The following is a 24,346-nucleotide window of genomic DNA, read 5'->3' as shown; positions in this document are numbered from 1 at the left end:
GCATGAGCGAGCTAAGCTATCAGGAAACGCTGCGTTATAACCGCCAAATCATCTTAAAAGCCGTTGATTTTGACGGGCAAGAAACACTGAAAGACAGCAGAATGCTGATTGTCGGTTTAGGTGGTTTGGGTTGTGCGGCAGCACAATACCTGGCAACGGCAGGGGTTGGGCATTTGACGCTGCTGGATTTTGATATTGTGTCGCTGTCGAATCTGCAACGCCAAGTGCTGCATAACGACAGCCGCTTGGAGATGCCCAAAGTGCGGTCGGCACAGCTGGCATTGCAGCAACTCAACCCACATATTGAGATTCAAACCATTGATAAACAATTGAGCGAAGCTGAATTAAGTGACGTTGTCACTCAGTTTGATGTTGTTTTGGATTGTACTGACAATGTAGATATCCGTAATAGTCTAGATCGCTGTTGTGAACAGCATAAAATTCCGTTGGTCTCTGGCGCAGCCATCCGTTTTGAAGGGCAGGTTTCAGTGTTCAGTTATCAACCGAACACGCCAACTTACCGCACGTTGAGCCGATTATTTGGCGACAGTACACTCAGCTGCGTCGAAGCCGGAATTATGGCGCCTGTCGTCGGTATTGTCGGTTCGATTCAGGCGCTAGAAGCGATCAAAGTGCGGTTAAATATCGGTAAAAACCTGTGTGGACGCTTGTTGCTGATCGATGGCTTAACCATGTCGGTACGAGAGCTGAAATTGCCGGCTTAATTGGCGATGCTTCCACACCAACGCTGAAATAAATCCTGCGGCAGCTCAATTTCAAACTGGTCGAGCAGTCGATTAATACTTTGATTAATAATGTCATCGATGGTTTTCGGCTGGTGGTAGAACGCAGGCATCAGCGGCGTAATCTGGGCGCCGATTTCTGCGGCTTGGCTCAACAAACGCAAATGCCCCAAATGTAGCGGCGTTTCACGCACGCATAGATGCAGCGGCTTGCGCTCTTTTAAACACACATCGGCAGCACGGCTGATCAAATCATCACTGTAACAGTGGGCAATTGCCGATAAGGTTTTGATCGAACAGGGCACGATAACCATGCCCAAAGTGCGGTATGAGCCGGAGGAAATCGCCGCGCCAATATCACGAATATCATAGTTCACGCTAGCGAGTTGCCGCACTTGCTGCACGCTATACTCGGTTTCCATCGCAATGGTTTGTCGCGCCGCATTGCTGATAATCAGATGGGTTTCAATTTCGCTTTGCTGCAACACTTCCAGCAGCCGAATCGCATAAATCGCCCCCGATGCGCCGCTGATAGCAACAATCAAGCGCGATTTTTTTTCGTTCTGCTTACTGTTCACATTACGGCTTAGATTGTTATCGTTCATTGTGTATTTCAAGGTTGGTCGCATCTTTTGCCTGCTGCTGTTTGGCGCTATCATTACGAGCAAAGGCAATATTGTCCAGGTACGCTTTAGACACATCGCCGGTAATATACTCACCGGTAAACACCGACGCATCAAAATGCTGAATCGATGGATTTTCTTGCTGCACCGATTCAATCAAATCTTGTAAGTCTTGGAAAATTAAACGATCAACCCCTATCAGCTCGGCAATCTGTTCGACGCTACGATTATAAGCGATCAGCTCGCTTGCAGCAGGCATATCAATGCCATACACATTTGGGTAGCGAATTTCCGGTGCCGCTGACGCAAAATAGACTTTTTTGGCACCGGCATGACGTGCCATTTCAACAATTTGTTCTGAAGTCGTGCCGCGCACAATTGAATCGTCCACCAATAGCACATTTTTGCCTTTAAATTCAGAAGAAATGGTATTTAATTTGCGGCGCACGGAATTTCTGCGCTGCTCTTGCCCCGGCATAATAAACGTTCGCCCGACATAACGGTTCTTAACATAACCTTGACGATACGGCACGTCCAATTCCCGAGCAATTCGCAATGCAATATCGGTTGACGTTTCCGGAATCGGAATCACCACATCAATCTCCAATCCTTGCCACTCTTTAGCGATTTTCTTGCCTAAACGTTCCCCCATATGCACTCGGGCAGCGTACACCGACACACCATCAATACAGGAGTCTGGACGGGCAAAATACACATATTCGAAAATACACGGACACAAATCCGGACTGGCCGCACACTGTTCAGAATAAAACTGACCGTCGAAAGTGACATAAATCGCTTCGCCCGGTTTAACATCGCGCACAAATTCAAAACCAATCGCATCTAACGCTACGCTTTCTGATGCAAAAGCATACTCTGTTATCCCGTTATCTAAACTCCGTTTGCCCAACACCAGTGGGCGAATGCCATAAGGATCACGAAAGGCAACCATGCCAAAACCGATAATCATCGCCACACAGGCATACGCACCACGAATATCTGCATGGGTTTTGCGAATAGCGTTGAAAATGTCCTCCGCTTGCAAATCCAGACTGGCGCTGTAATCTAAATGATAGGCAAGAATATTCAGCAGGGCTTCAGAATCGGAATTAGTATTAACATGGCGGCGGGCTAAGGTGAACAATGTCTGTTTTAGTTCATCGGAGTTGGTGAGGTTGCCATTGTGTACCAATGTCAGCCCGTAGGGTGAATTGACATAAAACGGCTGCGCTTCCGAAACGCTGGAACTGCCGGCAGTCGGGTAACGAACATGCCCGATTCCGGCATTGCCCTGCAACCGCAGCATATGGATTTGTTGAAAAATATCACTCACCAAACCATTGGCTTTACGTAATCGAAAGCGATTTTCATCGTCTACAGTGACAATCCCAGCAGCATCTTGTCCACGATGTTGCAACACGGTCAGTCCGTCGTAAATAGCCTGATTAACTGGTGTTTGCCCAATAATGCCAATAATTCCACACATGTTTTGTTTGTCCTTTTCAGTTCGTCCCAAGGGATCCGTTAACGGTTAAAGTTAGGGGTCAAAAATGAAGAATTTTGTTGCAATTGTTGGAAGAACCACTCTACCACAAAGCCAAAGTGCGGTATTAATTTTGAACTTTTCCACAGTTCAGATTGCCCAAAACTGGTAAAAGTATCCGCACAAAACAGTAACGCAGCAACAATTAATACGCCGCGCAGTACGCCAAAACAAGCACCCAGCACCCTATCGGTGCCGCTGAGTCCGGTTTTATCCACCAATTGACCGATAATATAATTAATAATTGCGCCAACAATCAAACTACAGATAAACAGAATGGTAACGGCAACGCCAATACGAATATTTTCAGATTCTATCTGGGTCAACATACTGGCAAGATAGGGATAAAAACGGCTGGCAACGATGAACGCAACCACCCAGCTGGCAAGCGACATCACCTCTCTCACAAAACCACGCAATAAACTGACGATTAAAGAGAAAACAATAATGCCGATAATGATGTAATCAATCATGTAACAACTCTTGGGAAATAAAAGAAATTAGCCATTCATTATGGTCAAGACGGATTATTGTACAAAAAAAGACAAGCTTTGCGTAGCAAAATTTTACATGCAGCAAAAAGGCGGGAAAATCCCGCCTGTTACTTAAAAATGGGTGGTTAAGCCACACCTAAGCTGCAACCATCACCATTGCCGGACGAATAACTCTTCCGTTTAACAAGTAACCTTTTTGTAGCACTTGTGTAATCTGATTCGTGGTAAACCCTTCACTCGGCTGCATCGAAATTGCTTGGTGCAACTCTGGATTAAACGTTTCACCCACTGCACCGACAGCTTCAATGCCGAATTTATTCACCGTCGATAATAACGATTTGTAGGTTAGTTCAACACCGTCAAAAATGGCTTTACCCGCATCGTCACCGATGGTTTGGGTGTTTAAGTCAAGCGCACGTTCTAAATTATCAATCACTTCCAAGAGTTCTTTAGCAAATTTCTCCAAGGCGAAATTATGTGCTTTTTCAACATCTTGCTCTGCACGGCGACGGATATTTTCTATCTCGGCACGGCTACGCAGTTGGACATCTTGCACTCGTTTATCGCTCTGTTCCAGTTGCTCCTCCAGCTCCTGAACCCGTGCAATCGCCTCTTCTAACGGATCACCCGTCACTTCCGGTAATTGTTCCTCTGCTTTCGCAGCGTCTTCGATGGTCGTTTCTAGATCTTTTTCTTCGGCTAACTCAGACATTTTTTTCTCCATACAGACTGAAATAAATCAAATTTACTTATTCTACCGAAAAAACCGCACTTTAGCTCAATTTTATCCGGTGAATAGTGCTTTCAATTGTAACTCTTTTTGTTAATATAGGGTTTAAAATGACGATTTCAAGCACTATCTGACTTTTATGTCTGTTACTGTTTTTTACGAGCAAAATAAATGCACAATTCTTTTTCTTCAAGCGCCAATGCACCCCAACAAGGCAAGCGTAACTTTCATACCATCGGCTTGGTCGGACGACCGAGAAACGATAATGCGCTGCAAATGCACAAAAACATCTACCAATGGTTAAGTGAACGGCACTACCAAGTGTTGGTGGAAAAAGATATCGGCAAAGATCTCTCGATTCCTGAGGAACATATTGCCCCGATTGAACAAATTGGTGAAAAAGCAGATTTGGCGATTGTAATCGGGGGTGACGGCAATATGCTAGGTACTGCACGGATTTTGGCACGCTACGACATCGCTGTCATCGGTATTAATCGTGGACATTTGGGATTTTTAACCGATATTGATCCGAAACATGCCTATTCGCAACTACACTCTTGTTTGGAAGAAGGCGAGTATTTTATCGAAGAGCGGTTTCTGCTGGAAGCGATGGTCGAACGTGATAATGAGTTGATTAATCTGAATAATGCCGTCAATGAGGTGGTGATTCATCCGGCAAAAATCGCGCATATGATCGATTTTCAAGTGTATATTGATGACAAATTTGCGTTCTCGCAACGTTCCGACGGTTTGATCATTTCAACGCCGACCGGCTCAACCGCTTATTCGTTGTCTGCCGGCGGACCGATTTTGACCCCACAGCTCAACGCCATCGCCTTAGTGCCGATGTTTCCACACACCCTCTCTTCGCGCCCGTTAGTGATCGACGGCAACAGTGTGATTTCGCTGCGCTTTGCCCAATATACAGTGCGTCAGCTGGAAATCAGCTGTGACAGCCAAGTGGCGCACGCCTTTTCACCGGACGACAAAATCATCGTGCGTAAAAGCCAAGATACGCTACGGTTGCTACATTTGAACGACTACAACTATTTTAATGTGCTGAGTGCCAAATTAGGTTGGCTACAAAAACTGTTTTAATCTTTTGCAAGGCATTCAATGCAAAAGTGCGGTTGCCTGACGCCACCGCACTTGCTGTTACTGATTTTATTGCTAAGCGATTACCTAACCAATCACATGTGGCAAATAGCCTTTATCCACCAAAAATGGAATTGCAATAATCAATATACCCAATAATAAGGCAAACAGCAGCGACGGATTGCCACCCCATACCCGATACGCTAAGTTAGGTGACTGGCGTCGTGCTTTCCAAGCCAAACCGACCGGCAACACCAGTCCGTAAAAAGCAAACATCACCCCGGCACCGTTGAGTGCCATAATAAAACCTTCAGGATAGAACAGCGCAAACACCAGTGGCGGCAAGAATGTTAATAAACCCAATGAAGCGCGATTTGAGCGTACTTTGACTCGATTAAGCAGATCTTTTAAACAGTCAAACAGACTCAATGCCACCCCTAAAAATGAGGTAATCAACGCCAACGATGAGAATACTCGAATCGCTTCACTCAACACCGTGCTACCGGTGATTTCACGCGTTGCATTCACCAAGCCGTTTAAGGTGGGATCTTGCTGTAAAATCTGCAAAAATTGGCTTTGGCTCAATACGCCGTGAGTGGAAAGCTGCCACAATAAATACGCAAACAGTGGAATACCGGTGCCCACTAATATAGCAATTCTCAGCCGTCTGATATCCCCCTCCAGATATTTCACAATGCTTGGGATCACCACATGGAAGCCAAAAGAGGTGAAAAACACCGGGGCGGCTGATAACATCAGCGCATTGTTAATCGGCATTGCCATTAAATTGTCCATCGAAACACGCGGTAACATCATTAATAGCACAAACAGAAAAACAGCGATTTTACTGAAAAAGAACAAACGATTGACCGCATCAACACTCGATGTGCCGATAATAATGAAGATGCCCAATACTACGGTAAACAAAATAATACTGAGCTTGCCGGTATCATATCCCAATCCTGCCGACAACAAACCGTTGATCAGCGAACCGCCACCAGTAACATAGGCAGACAAAATCGCATACATAAAAATCAGCAGCGATAAAGTTGAGATAATTCGTCCGAAAGCGCCGAAGTATTGTTCTGCCAATGTTGCTAAACCGTCATCGATCCGAGCCGTTTGATAAACTTCAATGAATAGCAACGCACTATAAGAAAGCAGTAGCCACAGGATCAACAACAAAATGATAGTAAAGCTGAAGCCCATACCGGCGGAGGTGATCGGCATCGCCAACATACCGGCACCGATGGTAGTTCCTGCGACCAATAATGTGCCGCCTAAGGTTTTGTTTTTCACGCGATTTTCTCAAATTTCAGACTTATTGAATAAAAAAAGTGCCCATATGGATGGGCACTACTCGGAAAGCAAATATATGGCTATTGAGATAGCACTCGTTATTGTGCGGCGTAAGATACTCGAAAGACCGTAAAAGCGCAAGCATTGCAATAATTAAATCTTAATTTTGTGATTTCGAGCAAGATTTTGTTGTAACAGTGAAGATTATCTAACAAAAAATCTGCTATTTTTGATTATATTCCAGTTTCATGTGTTCGAAACCGCACTTTTATGCTAATGCTGACAAATGGCATTCATCACGGTTGTTTTCGGATAAAACAGCGCCGATCATGCAGCACACACTTACTGAAGCAATATTTTTTGCGTTAGCGCAAATATTATTAAAAATCCGCTTGAAATAAAATCCGATCAGCTCATAATTAGTCGCACAACCATGATAAAAATTCTCATTTTTACTCGCGTTAATAATATGTTAAAAAAACTCAACTCTTTATTACTGACCATCCTTCTATCGCTTGCGTTCAACGTAGTAGCAGAGCCTGCTGCAGACAACCGCTATCAAGGCTATATCCAAGATATTGAACAGCGTTTGGACAACACGTTGTCGCTATACCAACAAGGCGAGCAAAATCAAGCCAAAAGTGCGGTGCAAATGGCGTATTTCGAGGTGTTTGAAAATCTGGAAGGACCGATTCGGATCAATATTTCAGCGCAAAAAAGCTATCAATTGGAAGCGACTTTTGGCGAAATACGCAAAATGATCACCGAGAATCAGCCCGAATCGGTGATCGCTGGCAAAATTAACTGGCTGAAAAATGAATTGAATCAACTAGAATCTGTGCTGAACGACGGACATCAACTGGCTGCCGAAGCACAACACAGTACCTACCAAAACAGTGATATTGCAGCATATTGGCAGCAAAGTTTCCAAATTATCGACGATCGGTTGGCTGAAGCCATCACCGCTTATCAAAATGGGGATTTAGATGCTGCCAAAAAATCGGTGCAACAGGCACAGTATGAGGGCTACAAAAACTCTGAAATGGAAATGGCGATTCGCCAAAACCGCTCTTCCAGCCAATCCTCTGCCCTCAACCAACAATTCTACGATTTAATCAAAGCGACACAGCAAGCCGATAATCTGACCCAGTTAGGCTATTTAAGCACTCAATTGTTGCAAGACATTGAAGAACAACTGCCGAATCTGCCGATCACCAAACAAGCACAACAGCTGCAAGCAATCGCCAGCGAACAACCACAAACGAACAATTCACAAAATTGGCAACAGATTGCCACCGACGTGAATCACGGCATTCAGCAAGCGCTTCAGCTCTATCAACAGGGCAAACGCGACGATGCCATCATTGCGGTGCAGGACACTTATTTTGATGTGTTCGAAAGTTCCGGCATGGAAAGCAGCGTCGGCTCGCGCGACAGCCAGCTGAAAACCACGCTGGAAGGGTTTTTCACGCGTTTGGTAGGGCAAATGAAAGCGCAACAACCACTCGAAAACCTGCAACAACAAGCCAATGGTTTATCGCAACAGTTGCAAAGTGCGGTCGGGCTGTTGCAACAAACAAATGACAACGCATGGTCCATTTTTGTGTATAGCCTGTTGATTATGCTGCGTGAGGGCTTGGAAGCGTTGCTGATTGTGGCGGCCATTGTGGCGTATCTGGTGAAAAACCAGCATCAAGACAAACTGCCGGTGATTCGTCAATCGGTGATTATCGCCCTGATTGCCAGTGTGATTACCGCCTTTATTTTCCAACTGCTGTTTGAAAACTCTGGCGCTAACCGTGAATTACTGGAAGGGATCACCATGATTTTTGCCGTGATCATGCTGTTTATGATGAGCTATTGGCTGCTGTCAAAGGTGGAAGCGCAAAATTGGAAACGCTATCTGGAAGGCAAGCTGTCAACTTCTTTAACCACCGGCTCACTCATCGGGCTGTGGCTGACCAGCTTTTTGGCGGTTTATCGCGAAGGGGCGGAAACCGTATTGTTTTACTACGCATTAGTGGGAGATATTCAATCTGCCGACGGTTATTTATATCTGTTAGGCGGAATTATCGTTGGCGTAGTATTGTTGTTAATTGTCTATTTTATTATGCGTTTTACCGTTGTAAAACTGCCGCTAAAACCGTTTTTTATGTTAACCGGCAGTTTTATGTATTTGATGGCATTTGTGTTTGCCGGCAAAAGCGTATTGGAGCTAATCGAAGGAAAACTGATACAGCCCACTCTGCTGTCCGGTTTTCCTGAAATCGCCTGGCTTGGAATTTATCCTTATCTAGAAACCTTGATTCCACAAGCCGTGTTAATCTTAGCCGCTATCTTCGCCCTGTTTTATATGAAGAGCGCCGCTAAAAAACAAGCGTTAACTGATATTTCACACTAAACTTTTTAGAGGTATTTTATGAATTTCAAGAAAACATTCATCGCTGCTACTCTGTTAGCCGGTATCTTCTCAGCTTCCTCTGCGCTGGCATTTAAAGAGTATCCGGCAGGAGAACCGATTACCATGAACGAAATGGAGATTGCAGCAGTCTATTTGCAGCCGATAGACATGGAACCACGTGGCATGGGCTTGCCTGCTGCCAAATCCGATATTCACTTGGAAGCGGATATTCATGCGATTGAAGGCAATAAAAATGGCTTCGGCGCTGGCGAATGGATGCCGTATTTGACCATTAATTATACGTTGGAAAATCTGGATACCGGCGAAAAACAACAAGGCACGTTCATGCCAATGGTTGCCGGCGATGGTCCACACTACGGAGCGAATATCAAAATGATGGGCGTTGGCAACTATAAAGTCACTTATCATATTGAGCCACCATCAAAAGCCGGATTACATCGCCACACCGATAGCGAAACTGGCGTTGGTCGTTGGTGGAAACCGTTTGATGCCGCTTTTGAATTTAAATATACCGGTTTGAATTAAGCATAACCGCACTTTGCCGCATCGCTACTCGACGTGGCATATTTTTGTTTTTAAACCCGTTTGATGGCTCAAGCTCAAGCGGGTTTAAAAATATCAATAAGGTTGTTGGAATGAGCTATTTTTTTACATCTGTTTTGCAATTACTGCTGCCGTTTAGCCTGCTGAGCGGACTACTGTGGGCAAGTCAACTGTGGCCGGCACAGCGCAATATTCCGGATAAAGCCTTGCACTGGCTTTCGTTGACCGCACTTTGTGTCGGTTTTCTGCTATGGCAGCTACTCCCCCCCAACCAAAGCCTCAAGTTGGTATTATCACTGTTCTACGCCGCTGCGTTGTTGTTTAGCCTGATCGCCGCAGCACTCAATCACCGAGCTCTGCTGTACTTGGCTCAAATCGGATTATTACTATTTTGTGGTATTTTTTGGGCGCAAAATCCGAATCTCAGTGCCATCACCACCACTGAAATCATCAACACCGATTTTATTTTAAACCTGTTTACCATCGCAACCGCACTTCTGCTTTGCCTGCTCGCCGCAAACTGGATTGCCACTCTGTTGTCACAAAGCCAAAATACACTATACTATTTGCGTATGTTGACTATCGTGTTACTGATCCTTTGGTTACTGCTGCCGCTGAGTGGGCAAATTTTACTATCGCTGATCAAATTGCAACTGGTAGATTTGGATAAAGGGTTGCTGAGCTTTGTCGCTAAAACCCTGAATTTAACGTTATATAATAACTATTTAATCGCAATCATCATTTTGGGGATAACCCTGCTGTTTTGGATTAAAGTGCAAACCCCGCGCCAACGCGTGGTTAAACAACAGCACGACTTAATCGAGAAACGTCAAAAAACCGCACTTTCTCGCCAAGCAAGACGGATTACACTGTCCGGTTTAATCTTGGCATTAATCGTTATTAGCGCGCAATGCTATTGGGATAACATTGCTTCACAACCGCCACGCCTCTCAGAAGCCACTCCGGTGACATTGTCAGACAATGATCAGATTCACATCGATATCAAGCAGGTCAGCGACGGCAAATTACACCGCTTCGTCTGGATTTCGGATGAAGGCAAAGCCGTACGTTTCTTTATCATTAACCGCTTGAGTGATCGGCTCAGTTTGGGTGTGGTATTCGATGCCTGCTTGCTGTGCGGCGACCAAGGCTATGTGATGCAAGGCAACCAAGTGGTTTGCGTGGCGTGCGGCGTGCATATGTTTATTCCGTCGATCGGCAAGCCTGGCGGCTGCAATCCGGTGCCGATTAATGGTTGGCAACAAACCGAAACTCAGGTGATTATCGACAAAAAAAGTTTGGAAGAGGGCTTAAATTACTTTTCAACCATCGTCAAATTGGACGTAATTGATCCGGTAGATGGCACTAAACTGATCAATACCGAAGCCAAGTTCAAATACAGTTATGCTGGCAAAAGCTACTTTTTTGCTTCGCAGCAGAACCTGAATCAGTTCCGTGACAGCCCCGAACGTTATTTAACCGAACACAACCAAAGCAAATCGACGGAGGAATAGCCATGCTGCTGCGTATGTTGCTGCAATCTTGGAAACACGGACTGCGTCGCAAATTCTTAGCGATTTTTACCATTTTTCTGGCAGCAGGGTTGGTCTCTGCACTGTTAGCGGTGTCGATTGATATTGGCGATAAAATGGCAAAAGAGCTGAAATCCTACGGCGCCAATATTTTGATCGAGCCTGCTGCTCAAGCGGCACTGCCGCAAGTGGATCAAGAACGGGAAAATCTGTTGCTAGGACAAGATTTTTTAGATGAAAAAGAACTGCCGAATATTAAAGACATCTTTTGGGGCAACAATATTGTCGGTTTTGCACCACAATTGAATGCCCCTTTTGAGCTGATCAGCCATAACGGGCAAACGGCGCAGCAGGATATTAGCGTGTTAGGCACGTTTTTTGATTATCCAATCGGCATTCCGGACGACCCTGACTACCACACCGGACAAAAAATCATCAGTCCATACTGGCAAGTAGAAGGTAAATGGGCTGATGACAGTGATAAAAGTGCGGTCAATACACCCACTCAAGCCTTAGTCGGTCGCCAACTTGCCGCCAATGCCAACATTCATATTGGTGATCGGTTGCAATTAATACCGTTCACCGATAAACCGACCGCACTTTTAAACGTGGTAGTCAGTGGCATCTTATCTAGCGGCGGCAATGAAGAAAATCAATTGATTGTGCCATTGCAAGCGGTGCAAAACAGCTTGAATCTGCATGGCAAAGTGCAGTCGGTAAGAGTTTCAGCATTAACCGTGCCGGAAAATGATTTGTCGCGTAAAGCACGCGAAAATCTGGAAGCATTGGATGCGGAAGAGTATGACCGTTGGTACTGCACCGCTTATGTCTCCTCGATTGCTCATCAACTGGAAGAAGCGGTTTCTGGTGCTGTCGTTCGCCCGATTTGGCAAGTGGCAGCCTCCGAAGGCGTGGTGATTGAAAAAATTCAATTACTGTTGGCGGTGGTGACATTGGCTGCACTGCTGGCTTCAGCCATGGGCATTGCCTCGTTGATGACCAGTAATATTATTGAACGCAGCAAAGAGATTGGGCTGATGAAAGCATTGGGGGCAGATCAAACTGAAATTAATCTGCTGTTTTACAGCGAAGCGACTCTCAGCGCTATTCTCGGTGGACTACTTGGTTGCTTGGCAGGTTGGGGGCTGGCGGGTGTCATCGGCGATGCACTGTTCGGGCAACCGCTGTCGTTTGCTTGGATTGTGGTGCCATGCGTACTATTTTTGTCGGTGTTGATCGCACTCATCGGCACATGGTTTCCAGCACACCGCATCGCTAAACTCTATCCGATAGAGGTGCTGTATGGGCGCTAACATGTTTTGGCAATTAGTGTTGCGTGCGCTGCGATTACGCTTGCAACGGGTTGCAATTATCTTTGCGGCATTAACCGTCGGTGCGGCGATTGTCACTGCGATGTCGGCGGTCTATTTTGATATTAACAGCAAAATGAGCCAAGAGTTACGCACTTTCGGCGCCAATTTTTATATCGGTTCGCCGCACCAAAACATGATGCCCCAAGCACAATTCGAGCAGATTATCCAACAAGCCCCACCAGGATTACTCAATGCTGCCGGCCCTTACTTATACGGCATCACCCGTAGCGAACTAGAAAAAATCGTGATTATGGGCGTTTGGTTTGACACCATGCCGACCCTTGCGCCTTACTGGCAAATAAACGGGCAGCAAATCGGGGTCAATTTTGATCAGCGCAACGTGATGATCGGCAAAACGTTAGCAGAACGGCTGCATTTAAATGTTGGCGATAGTATTACGTTAAGCAACGATCAGCAGCAAAAACAGCCATTTAATATTAAAGCGATTATCGAAGCCGGTGATGCCACCGACAATATGCTGATCGTCAATCTGGAGTTCGCACAACAGTGGCTGAACAAAGCGAACGAGATCAGCTATGCACTATTGAGCGTTAAAAACGAACAAGGGCAAGTAGAACAGTTTGCCGAGCAACTGCGTCAGCAATATCCTGAGCTGGAAATTCGCCCGATTCGCAAAGTTTCAGCTTCCGAAGGGCAGATTTTGGATAAGATCAAAGGCTTGATGGGCTTGATTTCGTTAGTGATCTTGGTGCTGGCGACATTGTGTGTCAACACCACGCTAATTGCGATCATCGCCGAGCGTGCCAAAGAGTTCGCATTGCAAAAAGCGCTCGGCGCCAAACGCCGTGACATTATCAAACAAATCACCACTGAAACCCTATTGATCGCACTGTTTGCGACTATTGTCGGCTTGGTGTTAGGCTATATTCTCGCGCAAATTTTGGGCATTGCCGTGTTTAAATCCAGTATTGATTTACGGCTGCCAGTGATTCCGATCACACTGCTGCTCTCATTGATCGTCACCCTATTAGCAGTGATTGTGCCGACCCGACGCGCGTTACAAATTGAAACCGCCAACGTCTTAAAAGGCGAATAATTAAAAGGCGAATAATTAAAAGGCGAATAACAAGGAAAAGTATGAACGAGAAAAATTGGGTGATTGAAACCCGACATTTGGTCAAACGCTTCGGACAAGTGACCGCACTTGACAATATTAATATTCGAATTGCCGCCGGCGAATTTGTGGCGATTATGGGGGCTTCCGGTTCCGGCAAAACCACTTTAATGAATATTCTCACCTGCTTAGATACCGCCAGTGACGGCAAGGTAATTCTCGACGGTGTTGATGCCGCCAAGCTGAACGAAGAGCAACGGCAACGCTTTCGTGCCGAAAAAATCGGTTTGGTGTTTCAGCAGTTTCATTTAATTCCCTATCTGACCGCACTTGAAAATGTGATGTTGGCACAACACTATCACAGCGTCACCGATGAACCATCGGCAACAGCGGTGCTGAATCAAGTCGGCTTAGCGCATCGAATCAACCATCTGCCCAGCCAACTCTCTGGCGGCGAGCAGCAACGGGTTTGTATCGCGCGCGCTTTGGTCAACCGTCCGCCGGTAATTTTCGCCGATGAACCAACCGGCAACTTGGACGAAACTAACGAACGCTTGATTTTGCAGCTGTTGACTGAGCTGAATCAACAAGGACGTACCATTGTGATGGTCACCCACAATCCGGAATTAGGCAAGCTGGCACACCGCACTATTTTCCTACAACACGGCAAATTTTTACACGAAGAGCAACACATAAAGCAACCATTAAACATTAAAGGCAATTTATGAAATCACTACTCAACACGCTTACATTCAGTTTGGCATGTCTATTATTAAGTGCCTGCGAACCACAATCGGCAACGCTCGGCAAACCTGCACCGGAGCTCGCGACATTCAGCCTCAATGGAGAAACCGTGAAACTGGAAAATGTGATCAAGCAAAAGCCGTTGTTTATCACCTTTTGGTCAGAAAGCTGCGGTGGTTGTATTGCCGAAATGCTAGAATTGCAACGCTTACAACAAGCGCAACCGGATAAACTGGATTTTCTGGCGATCAATATCGACGGAAAAGATGCCGACACTGCTGCTGTTGCTAAACAGCGTGGCATTACCTTACCCGTTGTGAAAGATCAACTGGGGATTACCGCTGAACGCTATCAAGTGGTCGGCACCCCAACGTCCTTTCTAATCGCCACCAATGGCGTGTTGCAACAACGCATGGAAGGCTTTGATCACGAACGGGTTAGTGCGCTGTTTGGAAACTAGGATCGGTTGATGTTTATTTATAATTTGAGCTATAAGATTTATTTTGATGAAGGTTACTAAAGTGCGGTTTACTTTTAAACATTTATGTTCGTTTATTCTTGCGTTACTGACGGCGCAAAGTGCGATTGCTGACGCCGACATCGCCAAAGGCAAACGCCAATATCAACAGCTGTGTGCCATGTGTCACGGTCGCAATGCCGATAAACAAGCACTCAACAGCTCCGCCATCATCGCCGGACTGCCTGCGACAGAGATTGCCAGCGCACTGCACAAACGCAAAAATGGCGAAATCGACGGCGGCGGCAACACAGTGAAAGCCCGTTTAACTGAACAGGATATGCAAAATCTAGCGGCGTATATTGAAACCTTAGGAAAATAACCGCAGGAGAATGTTATGCAAAAAATCGGGATTATCGGCGGCATGAGCCCTGAAAGCACTTTACTCTACTACTCGCAAATCAATCGCAGCATCAACCAGCGCTTAGGCAAAAACCACAGTGCTGATCTGCTATTACACAGCGTTGATTTTGAAACGATTGTCCAGTTACAAAAAAACAATCAATGGGAACAGGCTGGAGAAATATTGGCAGCAAGTGCGGTAATATTAGAAAACATGGGCGCACAAGCCATTATTTTAGCGACAAACACGATGCACAAAGTTGCCGAGCAGATTCAAACCGCCTGTCAAATCCCATTACTGCATATCATTGATAGCACCGCACTTGCAATTCGACAAGCCGGATTGACTAAAATCGCCCTACTCGGCACACGTTTTACTATGAGCGATGGTTTTTATGATGATCGGATTAAAAAATTCGGTATTCAATTGGTCGTGCCAAATGATGAACAACAAACAGAAATTCATCGCATTATTTTTGATGAATTATGCTTAAACCAAATAAATCGCACTTCACGCGACTATTATCTGAATGTTATTCACGATCTTAAAACACAAGGCGCACAAGGGGTGATCCTCGGCTGCACTGAAATCTGCCTGCTGATCAATGCAGAAAACTCCCTACTCCCCATTTTCGACAGCACCGCACTACATACCCAAGCCGCAGTTGATTTTATTTTGGGAGAATAACAATTACACAAAGTGCAGTTCGACATTGACCGCACTTTGTATTTTTTATCAGGTAGCTGGGTTTAGTAATTGAATTCCGTATTGTGGAATTTTTTCGTCAGCAGTAATAAAAATTAAACCTTCAGCTTGTGCTTGCGCTATCAGCATTCTATCAAAGGGATCGTTATGATAAGCAGGCAGTTTTCCTGCTTGCTCAGCATGGAAATGTGTAATATTTAATTTTTCGAACTCTTCCTCAACAATGACTTCAAAAATAGTTTCAGGCAAAGGCAATAGTCCTTTCTGCATTTTAATGGCGATTTCCCAGATACTGGCGGCACTGAGATAAACCTGGCTATTACTAATCAGTTCTCTACTTCGTGGTCCTAATCTGGGCGAATCCTGCAACCACCAAATTAAAACATGGGTATCTAACAAAAATCGTTTCATCATCTCTGCTCAAAGTCCCTGTTCAAAGTCCCTGTTCAAAAAGTGCGGTTAGTTCAGTATCTTCTTGCAGCAATACATCATCAGCCAAGGTGATTTTTCCTTTTAACGCCCCCGGATGACGTATTTTTTTTGTCGGTATGGCAACCATTTTTACCAATGGTGTGCCGGCTTTAGCAATAATCACCTCTTCACCACTAAGCGCAGATTGGATTAATTGGCTTAGATTACTTTTTGCTTCATGAATATTAATTTGCATTATCTCCCCCTCCAATATCGGGTTAGCCCAGTTAGCCCAGTTAGCCCAGTTAGCCCAGTTAGCCCAGTTAGCCCAGTAAAGCAATTTTTAAACTGAAATGCAAGCAAAAGTACAAAAATCAAACAACATATACCGCAAAACCGCACTTTCAAGTCTCACTAAACATACGCCGATCTTTTAAGCCATACCATTAACCAAATCAGTAGCGTAAACCCGGTGGCAAGCAGGTAAACACTGGTGTAGCCACCGAAGCTGACGATCCGCAGTGCGCTAAAACCCGCCAGATAAGCGCCCAATAATACGATGGTATATTGTAGTGAAGTGTCTAGCGTTACCAGTTTGGAATCTGCTTTATCCATCAACATTGTCAGGATAATCGGTAGCATAAAACTGTATGCCACACTCAGCAGTACAATCGGCAACACAATTAAATGTTGATCAAGACGGATCAACTGCTCGCTAAAACAGAACATAGCAACCAGCAAAATTTGTATCAGTAAAATGGTATTGATGACCTGAAAACGTTGATACTTTTGTAAAAAATAGCCGGATAACGGCAGAATAACAATACAGATCAACGGAATAATAATGGCCAGTAGCAAGCCGATGTTTTGTGGCTGCCAGCCCAATTCATTCAGGCGTGGAATAAACGTGGTCGCCACTAATGCGCTGGGAATACAGGAGAAAAACAGTAATATTAACCAATGATAACCAACATTTGGGCGTTGCCAAAACTTGATAAAACGTTTAAACAGAAAACAGAACCGCACTTTTTCAGCCTGCTCACTATTTCCTGCCATTTCAGTATAAAATAGCAGTTGTAAACCAAATAATAGGGACAGTACCACCATCAAGCTGATCGCCGAATGCCAGCCAAGATGTTGATATAGAAACAGAGCCAGTCCGCCGCCGATCATTTTTCCGATTCGGGCGCCAGCAACTTGAATTGCGCCCCCATAACCACGTTTTTTAAATGGCAATAATGAGCAGGTTAAGCCTAATGTCGCACAGCTAAAAAATAGGCTCATCAAGCTAAATACTGCGCATACCAACAATAGTGCGATAAAATGTTGCTGTGGCTGGATAAAATATAAACTGGTAAAACTCAGTAGCATCACAAAATTAGACAGAAACAGCCAGCTTTTAAAATGTCCGAAACGTTTAAACGAAAAGCGTTCGATCAGCGGCGAAATAATACAAGCGGCGGCTTCAATGCCTGCCAGCATGTAGATCCAACTTAATTGATTAAGCGTGAAGCCCTGATCTTTCAACATGGTTATCAAGGCGATCAGATAAAAGCCGATAATACTGGTTTTAAAGGTGGCACTACTGATCAACAGTGCCCAATCCTGCAACGTTAAGGTTCGCTGTTCCATTGTTTATGCTCGTTCTGCTGTCATTTCAGCCTGTTGTTGATAACGCCAAAACTCTGCATAGCGCCCGTTGATTTGCAATAAGTGCGAATGTGTTCCCTGCTCACTGATCTGTCCGTTATGCAATACGGAAATTTGATGTGCACCGACCACGGTGGATAAGCGGTGAGCAATCACCAAAATTGTTCTGTTTTTCACCAATTTGTCCAGTGCCTTTTGCACTGCCAATTCATTGTGAGTATCCAGTGCCGCAGTCGGTTCATCCAAAATCAGAATCGGTGCATCTTTCAAAATTGCCCTTGCAATTGCCAAACGCTGTTTTTCGCCACCGGACAGGTTGCTGCCGATATCGGCTATCGGTGTTTGATATCCCAGTGGTAAACGTTGGATAAAATCATGACATTGCGCCTGTTTGGCAGCCGCAATCACCGTTTCGTCGTCGGCATCGGGTTTTGCCATGCGGATATTATTGAGAATCGTATCCTGAAACAGATACACATCTTGAAACACTACTGAAATCATACTCATCAATTGTGCTTGGCTTAATTGACGAATGTCAACACCGCCAATACTAATCGTGCCGCTAGCGGGATCGGCGTAGCGCAGTAATAGCCGCAGCAAGGTGGTTTTGCCGCAACCGCTGCTACCGACAAAGGCATTGAAACTGTTTGGCGCAATCTGCAAGTTGATATTTTTTAATACCTTTTCCGGCTGATTCGGGTAGGCAAAGCTGACATTGTGGTAAATAATATGATGCTTATCCGGCAGCACCGCACTTTCACTCTCTTCCAGTTCCGGCAGCTGCATCATCGCATCTAGTTTTTCACAACTAATGACAAAAATTTCCAGTAATGAGGTCATCTGTACAAAAAAATTCAGCACATCGGCGGCTCTGGCGATCATCACCATCACCGTTGCCAACAACAACCAACTGGCTGTGCCGTTACCGGTCCAAATCAAACCGAAAATCAGAATAATCAACAAGCTGATTTGTACGGTTGCAGTGATAATTAAGTTGGGAATCTCGCCTTTTTTAGTGCCGATCCGCTGGATCACTGCTACATCTTGCGCCACTTGGTCAAAACGACTGATTTTATCATGCAGTTGTGCGGTCGATTTCAGCACCTCTAAGCCCTGAATAAACTCCACCGCTTCACCTTTTAAACGTTCATTAGCTTCCGCCAGAATGCTGAAACCACGCCGAAATGCCTTGCGCCGCCATAAATACAGTGGAATCGTCAGCGGAAAAACAATCAAAATCACCATGCCGAAGCGCCAGTCGAAAAACAGCAAGGCAAGTGCGGTCGCCAGTGGGATCGTGATGGCATAAATAATCGTGGTCATTAGGGTGAAAGCATAGGCGGCGGCTTCATTCACACTCTGCACCAACACTGAATTCAGCTCCCCTGAACGGAAATCACTCAAGATCGCCAGCGGCACTTTGCGCAATTTATCACCCAACAACGAGCGCAATTGATACACCGCCAAGTTGGCATAACCTTTGGTATCATAGCCGTCGGCAACCATTCTTAAGCCGATACTCAAGACTAATAACAGCAACACCACTGCGGTATAAAATTGAATTTGAGGCGTATTATCCTGCTCCATCGCACTAAATAACGGATATAACAGTGCAATACTGATACCAAAAACGAGCGCTGATAGTGCCGACAAGATCAGACAAACGGTCAATTTCCCTTTCTGGCTGCCTGCCATTTGCAATAAGTGGCTGTAGGTTAAGTACAGCCCTTTAGTATGTTGTGTGGCTTGATTAAAATAAGTTTGTGGCGTCATAGGTTTTCCGTAGCTGATAAAATGGTGGCAGATGAAGCTTGTGCAGGCAATGACCAAGCGCGTGCTTGTTGATACTCTTGCCATAAAGTGCGGTATGCCGAAGCGCTTTTCAGCAAATCATGATGATTACCTTGCGCAATAATTCTACCGTGTTCCATATATAGGATTTGATCGGCTGAGGTTATCGAAGATAATCGGTGAGCAATCATAATCACGGTTTTATTACGCATTAACTCGTTAAACACCTGCACCAGATTGGCTTCATTTTTAGCATCAGAAAATGCTGTCGGCTCATCCAAAATTAAAATCGGGCGGTTTTGCAAAAAGGCTCTGGCTATGGTCAATCGTTGTTTTTGCCCACCAGAAAGCAACTGCCCTCGCTCACCGACCGGGGTTTGATATTGCTGTGGCAAGCTCATAATAAAATCGTGAATATGGGCTTTTTTTGCCGCGTCAATAATGGCTTGCGGTTCAACATTATCCAGTCCGTAGCTGATATTTTCCGCAATCGAACAAGAAAACAGAAAATTATCCTGAAACACCACCGAACATTGAGTCATCAAATCGTGCGGGTTAATCTGCCTAATATCAATGCCGCCCAGCTTGATACTGCCGGAACTCACATCCCAAAAACGCAGTAGTAAGTTGATTAAGGTCGTTTTTCCTGAGCCGGAAGCACCGATAATCGCGGTAAAACTCTGTTCGGGAATCTTCAAATCCAGGTGTTTTAGCACGGCTTCATCTTGTGCTGTATAACTAAAGCTGACCTGATCAAACTCAATATCATAGCGGCTTGGTTTTTGTGGGTTTGGGCTGATTGGCAAGGTTGACATATTTTCCAGCTCGTTAATCCGCTCGATTGCCGCTCTGGATTTTTCCAGCAGATTAAATAAGCCCATATACGGATGCATGGTTTCAATCAATCCCGCAGCCAAAATCAAAAAAGCAAACAGACTGAACAACGACAGCAGTGCTAGGCTATGCAGATAAACCCCGATAGTAATCAAAAAGATCATCATCGGCATTGGGGTAAACAAACTCCGCGCCAAGCGAGTGGCAAAGCCGACTCTTTTCAGCCAGTTAACCATCACCGCATTAAAACGGTTAAGTGCGGTTTTAAAACGCCCGTAGGAGCTGTTGCCGGCATCAAACGTGCGGATCGTACTCATGCCCTGTACATATTCGATAATCGCACCGTTGATGCTCGCCAAGGCTTCACCATATTGGCGACGAAACAATTTTCCGCGTGAAAACAACACGTTCAACAGCAACATCATCAATAACGCAAAACCCAAAACCATCAAGCCCAAGCGCCAATCCAACACCAGTAATGCTGCCAAAACGAAAATCGGTGTGGTATAAGCTTCCGCCTTTAACGGCGGGGCATCGGCAACAAAAGCATGCAACTCACGCACATCGTCCAACAACACTTTTGCCAATGCGCCAGAGCCGATTGACCGCACTTTGCCGAGTGGCAACTCGCTGATCTTGCGAGATAAACGTTGGCGCAGCAATTTTTCCAATTGAAAAGCGGCATAATGCGATTGATCATGTGCCTTGATTTTCAAGGTGTAATACACAATCGTCTGCCCCAATAACAGCAACAGCCAGCCAAACGGAAAACCGCTGTTATGTGCCGCAAGATAAACCACCTGAATCATCACCAGCCAAATGCTTAACTTCAGCAGTTGGGCGAGAGATGCCAATCCCATTGACCAGCGTAATTGAGCGGCAACCGGTCGGCAAATCTGTGCCTGCCCAGTTTCTTTAATCCCAATGCCCATGGCTAAAATCTCACTTCCGTCGATAAGCCGATGACGCGCGGTTGTAATTTAAACGCTTCGCCCCAATCTGTGGTCGGCATAAAAATATCATTACGCGCATTAAACACATTATCGGCATACAACATCACACGCCCCTGTTTAAAGTTATACGCCAGATAGGCGTTGACTTGAGAATAGCCTTTGATTTTGCCGATACTGCTGTTATCCGCATTGGAATAATAATCATCAACAAAATAGACGCTTCCCCCGAATTCCCAATGATTGAGAAAATGGTAACGCCCACCTAACGTGACGGTGTAACTTGGCGAGCGACTCAGTTTATTTCCCTGAATACCGCTATCCGGATATTTTTTAATCTTGGTTTTCAACAAACCAACGGCGGCATGGAGATTTAAATTATCGCTGACTTGCCAATCGGCATTTGTTTCCATACCGTAGGTGATCACTTTATCGGCATTACGAATCACCACCGAATCTGCAGATAAATAATAAGGCAACTGCATATCTTTATAATCATTGTAGAAAAGATTGCTGCTTAAAGAAAAATCACTATTCGGACTATTCCAGCGATGGTAAAGCTCGTAATTCCAAACATATTCCGCTTCGTATTCATAACCAGTAAACGGGCTGGCGAAAGTTACCCCTGCTCCACCAGGATTATAGCCGCGCCCAATCTTGAAGCCCAAACGTTGCTTTTCATCAAGGTTCCAGCCTAAATCCATTTTAGGTAGGAAAATACTGTGCTTTTTATCAAGGTTAATGCGAAATAAATCACTACCGCCGTGGCGTTGGTGGCGTTCCTGTTCATAACGGGCAGAAAGTGTTACATCGAAATGCGGATTAGGTGCGTAAGTGGTTTCTGCAAAGATCGCTTTGGTTTTGGTTTTATCTTTGAATACATTGTGGAATGTACGAATATCAACCGTTTCATCTTGTTTAGCTTGAAAATAAAATAATCCGATCAAACCTGAATATTTGCCGTCTGTGGTTTTAAATTTAACGATCGGTTCAAGCTGTAACTCTCGTCCCTCTAACGTAGCCGGTGCGCCTGTCGGCGCCGGTAATGCCAAACGGTTGTTATCATATTTGGAATAAACGAATTTATTTTCAAATTTCCAAACATCTGACAGCTGCCAACCGATATCCCAAATTCCGCTGGTTGATCCCGTTTCAAAAACCGGACGTTGTGGCGTAAAACGCATATTGCTGACAGGTTGATTACCGGCTTCGTTTTGCGGCGCTTTGGAATCAATATGATTTAAGGTCAAACGGCTATAAAAATCAGGTAATGCCGACGGTGTCCATAATAACTTAGCGCGTGCGGTCGTGGTTTTATACCAACGCGGGTTACCAACCGGCTCATAAGAGATTAAATTGACGAAACTCTCCCGTTGTTGTTGATCCACACTCAAGCGGAAAGCAAGCTCATCGCGGATTAACGGTCCTGAAATCATGGCAGCAGTTTGACGGGTATTCTGACTACCAACATTCAATTTTGCCGCCCCTTCCCATTCATAACTCGGATCATTTGAGGTCATCACTACTGCACCGGCAATCGCATTGCGTCCCTGTGCATAACTTTGCGCGCCACGATAAATTTCGATTTGTTTGATATCCCACAACGATTTCGTGCCGAATGCCAATTCATTATAAGTCGAGGTGCGTCCGTCAATCGACATATTTAAACGGGGGCGAGTTCCGGCAAAAAATGCCGTAGCCCCGGTTGCTGGTCCAGAGCCATCCACTCCTCGCACTGTCGGCAAATCATTACCCAAGCCGGTATCTAAAATATTCACTGTTTGCTTTAGCAGATCCGTGGTAGAGGTGATTTCTCCAGCTTGCTGCAACTCTTTGGCAGTGACGACATCAATGCTAGCACTGGTTTCAAACTTTGATCGTTCCGATTTTTCACCGGAAACAATAATCTCGTCTAACTGTTGTTCTGTTGTAGAAACAGCGGCAAAAAGCGATGGACTATTTAAGGCAAAAATACAGCCACTGACGACAAGGGCGCAGGGTGTTAAACGGAAAAGCATAACTGACCTCCGATTTCTGAATTTGATCAATAGGGTTAAACATTAATGGAAAGTTGGATTGATAAATATTGACGCAATCCAGGTTTACAAAATTAGTCAAAAAATCCAATATTTGTTAATATAAATTATCAGTTAATATAATGCAAATGATAATAGATAGTATTTATGATTAATTTGCTTAAAAACCCTATTTTAATTATGCTTACTACTATCAGATAACACAAATTACTAAGAGACACCCAACAATGAGCAAATCCGCTGTCATACAACAAACCGCACTTCAACTGTTTTCACAACAGGGGTGGAAACGGGTTTCTGTCGATGAAATTTGTCAACAAGCAAAAGTCAGCCGAGTGACATTTTATAAACATTTTAAAAATAAAAAAGCGCTGCTTAAACAGTTACTATTTGAGCAAAAAGAAGAGGTGCGATTGCGGTTCTTGGATTTTTTAAAACAAGAAATATCATTGGAAACTATCATCAGCCAAATTTTTAAAATGCAGGAAGAGGCGCTGAATGGGCTGTACTCGCAGCCCATGCAGGCGGATTTTCAATACCATTCAGATGAAGAAATTCGGTCTTTTTTTACCACAATGGAGCAAGAAAAATACCGTTTTATGTCTCATTTTTTTCAACAATTACAAACTAAACGAATTATCCAACAAGATTTTCCGATCGCGCTAATCAGCGTGTTCACCCGCAAAATTGATGAACTACGAACCGATCCACAGCTTTGCAACTTATATCGGGGCAAAGAACACCAGCTGAACATTGACGCCTTGCAGCTGATGATGTACGGTCTTGCTTATAAAAAAGAAAAATAACACTATTCAAAACCAACAAATTAGAGTCTGTTAATGTTCAACTTTTTGACGGTAAACACCGTAGCCAACAATACCGATGTCAGCTGC

Annotated in this window: 23 protein-coding genes; 12 read left to right on the top strand and 11 right to left on the bottom strand. The window is 44.8% G+C overall.

Translation table 11 applies throughout. The annotated features are described in order from the left end of the window. The first annotated feature begins 2 nt into the window (after positions 1–2). Entirely contained in the window at positions 3–725 is a 723-nt protein-coding gene (gene moeB / locus FHQ23_RS07735; protein WP_139613805.1) for a molybdopterin-synthase adenylyltransferase MoeB, read from the top strand. Here the strand turns inward: moeB and FHQ23_RS07730 are convergent. From FHQ23_RS07730 to grpE, 4 genes are all read right to left on the bottom strand, one after another. Next, positions 722–1,348, bottom strand: a complete 627-nt coding sequence (locus FHQ23_RS07730) for a UbiX family flavin prenyltransferase (protein WP_139613804.1) — start codon at positions 1,346–1,348, stop codon at positions 722–724. The genes moeB and FHQ23_RS07730 overlap by 4 nt on opposite strands. Beyond that, the gene (purF, locus tag FHQ23_RS07725; protein ID WP_139613803.1) at positions 1,338–2,852 is read right to left on the bottom strand and encodes an amidophosphoribosyltransferase; all 1,515 of its coding nucleotides are present in this window, start codon (positions 2,850–2,852) and stop codon (positions 1,338–1,340) included. The genes FHQ23_RS07730 and purF overlap by 11 nt, the downstream gene beginning before the upstream one ends. Positions 2,853–2,890: 38 nt before the next feature. Beyond that, on the bottom strand, positions 2,891–3,382 hold the full coding sequence (locus FHQ23_RS07720) for a CvpA family protein (RefSeq protein WP_139609132.1): 492 nt from the start codon (positions 3,380–3,382) through the stop codon (positions 2,891–2,893). A 157-nt stretch (positions 3,383–3,539) separates the two neighbouring features. Continuing rightward, positions 3,540–4,127, bottom strand: coding sequence for a nucleotide exchange factor GrpE (gene grpE, locus FHQ23_RS07715; RefSeq protein ID WP_139613802.1), 588 nt, complete (start codon positions 4,125–4,127; stop codon positions 3,540–3,542). A gap of 177 nt (positions 4,128–4,304) precedes the next feature. On the opposite strand from grpE, the gene FHQ23_RS07710 reads away from it, so the two are divergent. Beyond that, a complete protein-coding gene (locus tag FHQ23_RS07710) occupies positions 4,305–5,231 on the top strand; it encodes an NAD(+) kinase (RefSeq protein ID WP_139613801.1) in 927 nt (308 codons plus the stop codon). Positions 5,232–5,315: 84 nt separating this feature from the next. On the opposite strand, the gene FHQ23_RS07705 is transcribed toward FHQ23_RS07710, so the two are convergent. Then, positions 5,316–6,527, bottom strand: coding sequence for an aromatic amino acid transport family protein (locus FHQ23_RS07705; protein WP_139613800.1), 1,212 nt, complete (start codon positions 6,525–6,527; stop codon positions 5,316–5,318). A 469-nt stretch (positions 6,528–6,996) separates the two neighbouring features. Between FHQ23_RS07705 and FHQ23_RS07700 the strand changes: the two genes are divergently transcribed. The 9 genes from FHQ23_RS07700 (at position 6,997) to FHQ23_RS07660 (ending at position 15,763) form a co-directional block, all read left to right on the top strand. Further along, positions 6,997–8,928 (top strand): FTR1 family iron permease, encoded by a 1,932-nt coding sequence (locus tag FHQ23_RS07700; protein ID WP_139613799.1) that lies wholly within the window; start codon positions 6,997–6,999, stop codon positions 8,926–8,928. Positions 8,929–8,946: 18 nt separating this feature from the next. Beyond that, positions 8,947–9,474: an iron transporter gene (locus tag FHQ23_RS07695; RefSeq protein WP_139613798.1), complete on the top strand. Its 528-nt coding sequence runs from the start codon at positions 8,947–8,949 to the stop codon at positions 9,472–9,474. Between the two features lie 110 nt (positions 9,475–9,584). Continuing rightward, on the top strand, positions 9,585–11,006 hold the full coding sequence (locus FHQ23_RS07690; RefSeq protein ID WP_139613797.1) for a Fe-S-containing protein: 1,422 nt from the start codon (positions 9,585–9,587) through the stop codon (positions 11,004–11,006). A 2-nt stretch (positions 11,007–11,008) separates the two neighbouring features. Beyond that, positions 11,009–12,337 (top strand): ABC transporter permease, encoded by a 1,329-nt coding sequence (locus FHQ23_RS07685; RefSeq protein ID WP_139613796.1) that lies wholly within the window; start codon positions 11,009–11,011, stop codon positions 12,335–12,337. A 1-nt stretch (position 12,338) separates the two neighbouring features. Next, a complete protein-coding gene (locus FHQ23_RS07680; RefSeq protein ID WP_442805399.1) occupies positions 12,339–13,454 on the top strand; it encodes an ABC transporter permease in 1,116 nt (371 codons plus the stop codon). 41 nt (positions 13,455–13,495) lie between these two features. Beyond that, on the top strand, positions 13,496–14,200 hold the full coding sequence (locus FHQ23_RS07675; protein ID WP_139613794.1) for an ABC transporter ATP-binding protein: 705 nt from the start codon (positions 13,496–13,498) through the stop codon (positions 14,198–14,200). After that, positions 14,197–14,676, top strand: a complete 480-nt coding sequence (locus FHQ23_RS07670; RefSeq protein ID WP_139610778.1) for a TlpA family protein disulfide reductase — start codon at positions 14,197–14,199, stop codon at positions 14,674–14,676. Before FHQ23_RS07675 ends, FHQ23_RS07670 begins: the two co-directional genes overlap by 4 nt. Before the next feature lie 46 nt (positions 14,677–14,722). After that, positions 14,723–15,055 carry a c-type cytochrome gene (locus FHQ23_RS07665; RefSeq protein WP_139610784.1) on the top strand — a complete coding sequence of 111 codons (333 nt, stop codon included), beginning with the start codon at positions 14,723–14,725 and terminating at the stop codon, positions 15,053–15,055. Positions 15,056–15,070: 15 nt separating this feature from the next. Then, complete coding sequence (locus FHQ23_RS07660; protein ID WP_139613793.1) at positions 15,071–15,763, top strand: aspartate/glutamate racemase family protein; 693 nt, start codon at positions 15,071–15,073, stop codon at positions 15,761–15,763. Between the two features lie 48 nt (positions 15,764–15,811). Here the strand turns inward: FHQ23_RS07660 and FHQ23_RS07655 are convergent, their stop codons facing one another. The 6 genes from FHQ23_RS07655 to FHQ23_RS07630 all read right to left on the bottom strand — a co-directional run bounded on the left by FHQ23_RS07655 (position 15,812) and on the right by FHQ23_RS07630 (position 23,435). Beyond that, positions 15,812–16,195, bottom strand: coding sequence for a type II toxin-antitoxin system VapC family toxin (locus FHQ23_RS07655; RefSeq protein WP_267963661.1), 384 nt, complete (start codon positions 16,193–16,195; stop codon positions 15,812–15,814). A 19-nt stretch (positions 16,196–16,214) separates the two neighbouring features. After that, entirely contained in the window at positions 16,215–16,448 is a 234-nt protein-coding gene (locus FHQ23_RS07650; RefSeq protein WP_139613791.1) for a type II toxin-antitoxin system Phd/YefM family antitoxin, read from the bottom strand. A 158-nt stretch (positions 16,449–16,606) separates the two neighbouring features. Then, a complete protein-coding gene (locus FHQ23_RS07645; protein ID WP_139613790.1) occupies positions 16,607–17,824 on the bottom strand; it encodes an MFS transporter in 1,218 nt (405 codons plus the stop codon). 3 nt (positions 17,825–17,827) lie between these two features. Further along, positions 17,828–19,615: an ABC transporter ATP-binding protein gene (locus tag FHQ23_RS07640; RefSeq protein ID WP_139613789.1), complete on the bottom strand. Its 1,788-nt coding sequence runs from the start codon at positions 19,613–19,615 to the stop codon at positions 17,828–17,830. Then, a complete protein-coding gene (locus tag FHQ23_RS07635; protein ID WP_139613788.1) occupies positions 19,612–21,399 on the bottom strand; it encodes an ABC transporter ATP-binding protein in 1,788 nt (595 codons plus the stop codon). The genes FHQ23_RS07640 and FHQ23_RS07635 overlap by 4 nt, the downstream gene beginning before the upstream one ends. A gap of 2 nt (positions 21,400–21,401) precedes the next feature. Beyond that, positions 21,402–23,435, bottom strand: a complete 2,034-nt coding sequence (locus tag FHQ23_RS07630; RefSeq protein WP_139613787.1) for a TonB-dependent receptor — start codon at positions 23,433–23,435, stop codon at positions 21,402–21,404. Between the two features lie 245 nt (positions 23,436–23,680). Here FHQ23_RS07630 and FHQ23_RS07625 point away from each other — a divergent pair, with 245 nt between their 5' ends. Further along, entirely contained in the window at positions 23,681–24,259 is a 579-nt protein-coding gene (locus tag FHQ23_RS07625; protein ID WP_139613786.1) for a TetR/AcrR family transcriptional regulator, read from the top strand. Positions 24,260–24,346 lie beyond the last annotated feature (87 nt).

Origin of the sequence: Testudinibacter crocodili (genome assembly GCF_006228025.1) — a bacterium.
In the GTDB taxonomy this organism is placed as follows: Bacteria; Pseudomonadota; Gammaproteobacteria; order Enterobacterales; family Pasteurellaceae; genus Chelonobacter.
This window is presented reverse-complemented; position numbering and strand designations above follow the sequence as displayed.

What these genes read in the sequence shown, in the direction of transcription:
- moeB (WP_139613805.1), top strand. Translation starts at nt 3, where the DNA reads ATGAGCGAGCTAAGCTATCAGGAAACGCTGCGTTATAACCGCCAAATC.
- FHQ23_RS07730 (WP_139613804.1), bottom strand. Translation starts at nt 1,348, where the DNA reads ATGAACGATAACAATCTAAGCCGTAATGTGAACAGTAAGCAGAACGAA.
- purF (WP_139613803.1), bottom strand. Translation starts at nt 2,852, where the DNA reads ATGTGTGGAATTATTGGCATTATTGGGCAAACACCAGTTAATCAGGCT.
- FHQ23_RS07720 (WP_139609132.1), bottom strand. Translation starts at nt 3,382, where the DNA reads ATGATTGATTACATCATTATCGGCATTATTGTTTTCTCTTTAATCGTC.
- grpE (WP_139613802.1), bottom strand. Translation starts at nt 4,127, where the DNA reads ATGGAGAAAAAAATGTCTGAGTTAGCCGAAGAAAAAGATCTAGAAACG.
- FHQ23_RS07710 (WP_139613801.1), top strand. Translation starts at nt 4,305, where the DNA reads ATGCACAATTCTTTTTCTTCAAGCGCCAATGCACCCCAACAAGGCAAG.
- FHQ23_RS07700 (WP_139613799.1), top strand. Translation starts at nt 6,997, where the DNA reads ATGTTAAAAAAACTCAACTCTTTATTACTGACCATCCTTCTATCGCTT.
- FHQ23_RS07695 (WP_139613798.1), top strand. Translation starts at nt 8,947, where the DNA reads ATGAATTTCAAGAAAACATTCATCGCTGCTACTCTGTTAGCCGGTATC.
- FHQ23_RS07690 (WP_139613797.1), top strand. Translation starts at nt 9,585, where the DNA reads ATGAGCTATTTTTTTACATCTGTTTTGCAATTACTGCTGCCGTTTAGC.
- FHQ23_RS07685 (WP_139613796.1), top strand. Translation starts at nt 11,009, where the DNA reads ATGCTGCTGCGTATGTTGCTGCAATCTTGGAAACACGGACTGCGTCGC.
- FHQ23_RS07680 (WP_442805399.1), top strand. Translation starts at nt 12,339, where the DNA reads ATGTTTTGGCAATTAGTGTTGCGTGCGCTGCGATTACGCTTGCAACGG.
- FHQ23_RS07675 (WP_139613794.1), top strand. Translation starts at nt 13,496, where the DNA reads ATGAACGAGAAAAATTGGGTGATTGAAACCCGACATTTGGTCAAACGC.
- FHQ23_RS07670 (WP_139610778.1), top strand. Translation starts at nt 14,197, where the DNA reads ATGAAATCACTACTCAACACGCTTACATTCAGTTTGGCATGTCTATTA.
- FHQ23_RS07665 (WP_139610784.1), top strand. Translation starts at nt 14,723, where the DNA reads ATGAAGGTTACTAAAGTGCGGTTTACTTTTAAACATTTATGTTCGTTT.
- FHQ23_RS07660 (WP_139613793.1), top strand. Translation starts at nt 15,071, where the DNA reads ATGCAAAAAATCGGGATTATCGGCGGCATGAGCCCTGAAAGCACTTTA.
- FHQ23_RS07655 (WP_267963661.1), bottom strand. Translation starts at nt 16,195, where the DNA reads ATGATGAAACGATTTTTGTTAGATACCCATGTTTTAATTTGGTGGTTG.
- FHQ23_RS07650 (WP_139613791.1), bottom strand. Translation starts at nt 16,448, where the DNA reads ATGCAAATTAATATTCATGAAGCAAAAAGTAATCTAAGCCAATTAATC.
- FHQ23_RS07645 (WP_139613790.1), bottom strand. Translation starts at nt 17,824, where the DNA reads ATGGAACAGCGAACCTTAACGTTGCAGGATTGGGCACTGTTGATCAGT.
- FHQ23_RS07640 (WP_139613789.1), bottom strand. Translation starts at nt 19,615, where the DNA reads ATGACGCCACAAACTTATTTTAATCAAGCCACACAACATACTAAAGGG.
- FHQ23_RS07635 (WP_139613788.1), bottom strand. Translation starts at nt 21,399, where the DNA reads ATGGGCATTGGGATTAAAGAAACTGGGCAGGCACAGATTTGCCGACCG.
- FHQ23_RS07630 (WP_139613787.1), bottom strand. Translation starts at nt 23,435, where the DNA reads ATGCTTTTCCGTTTAACACCCTGCGCCCTTGTCGTCAGTGGCTGTATT.
- FHQ23_RS07625 (WP_139613786.1), top strand. Translation starts at nt 23,681, where the DNA reads ATGAGCAAATCCGCTGTCATACAACAAACCGCACTTCAACTGTTTTCA.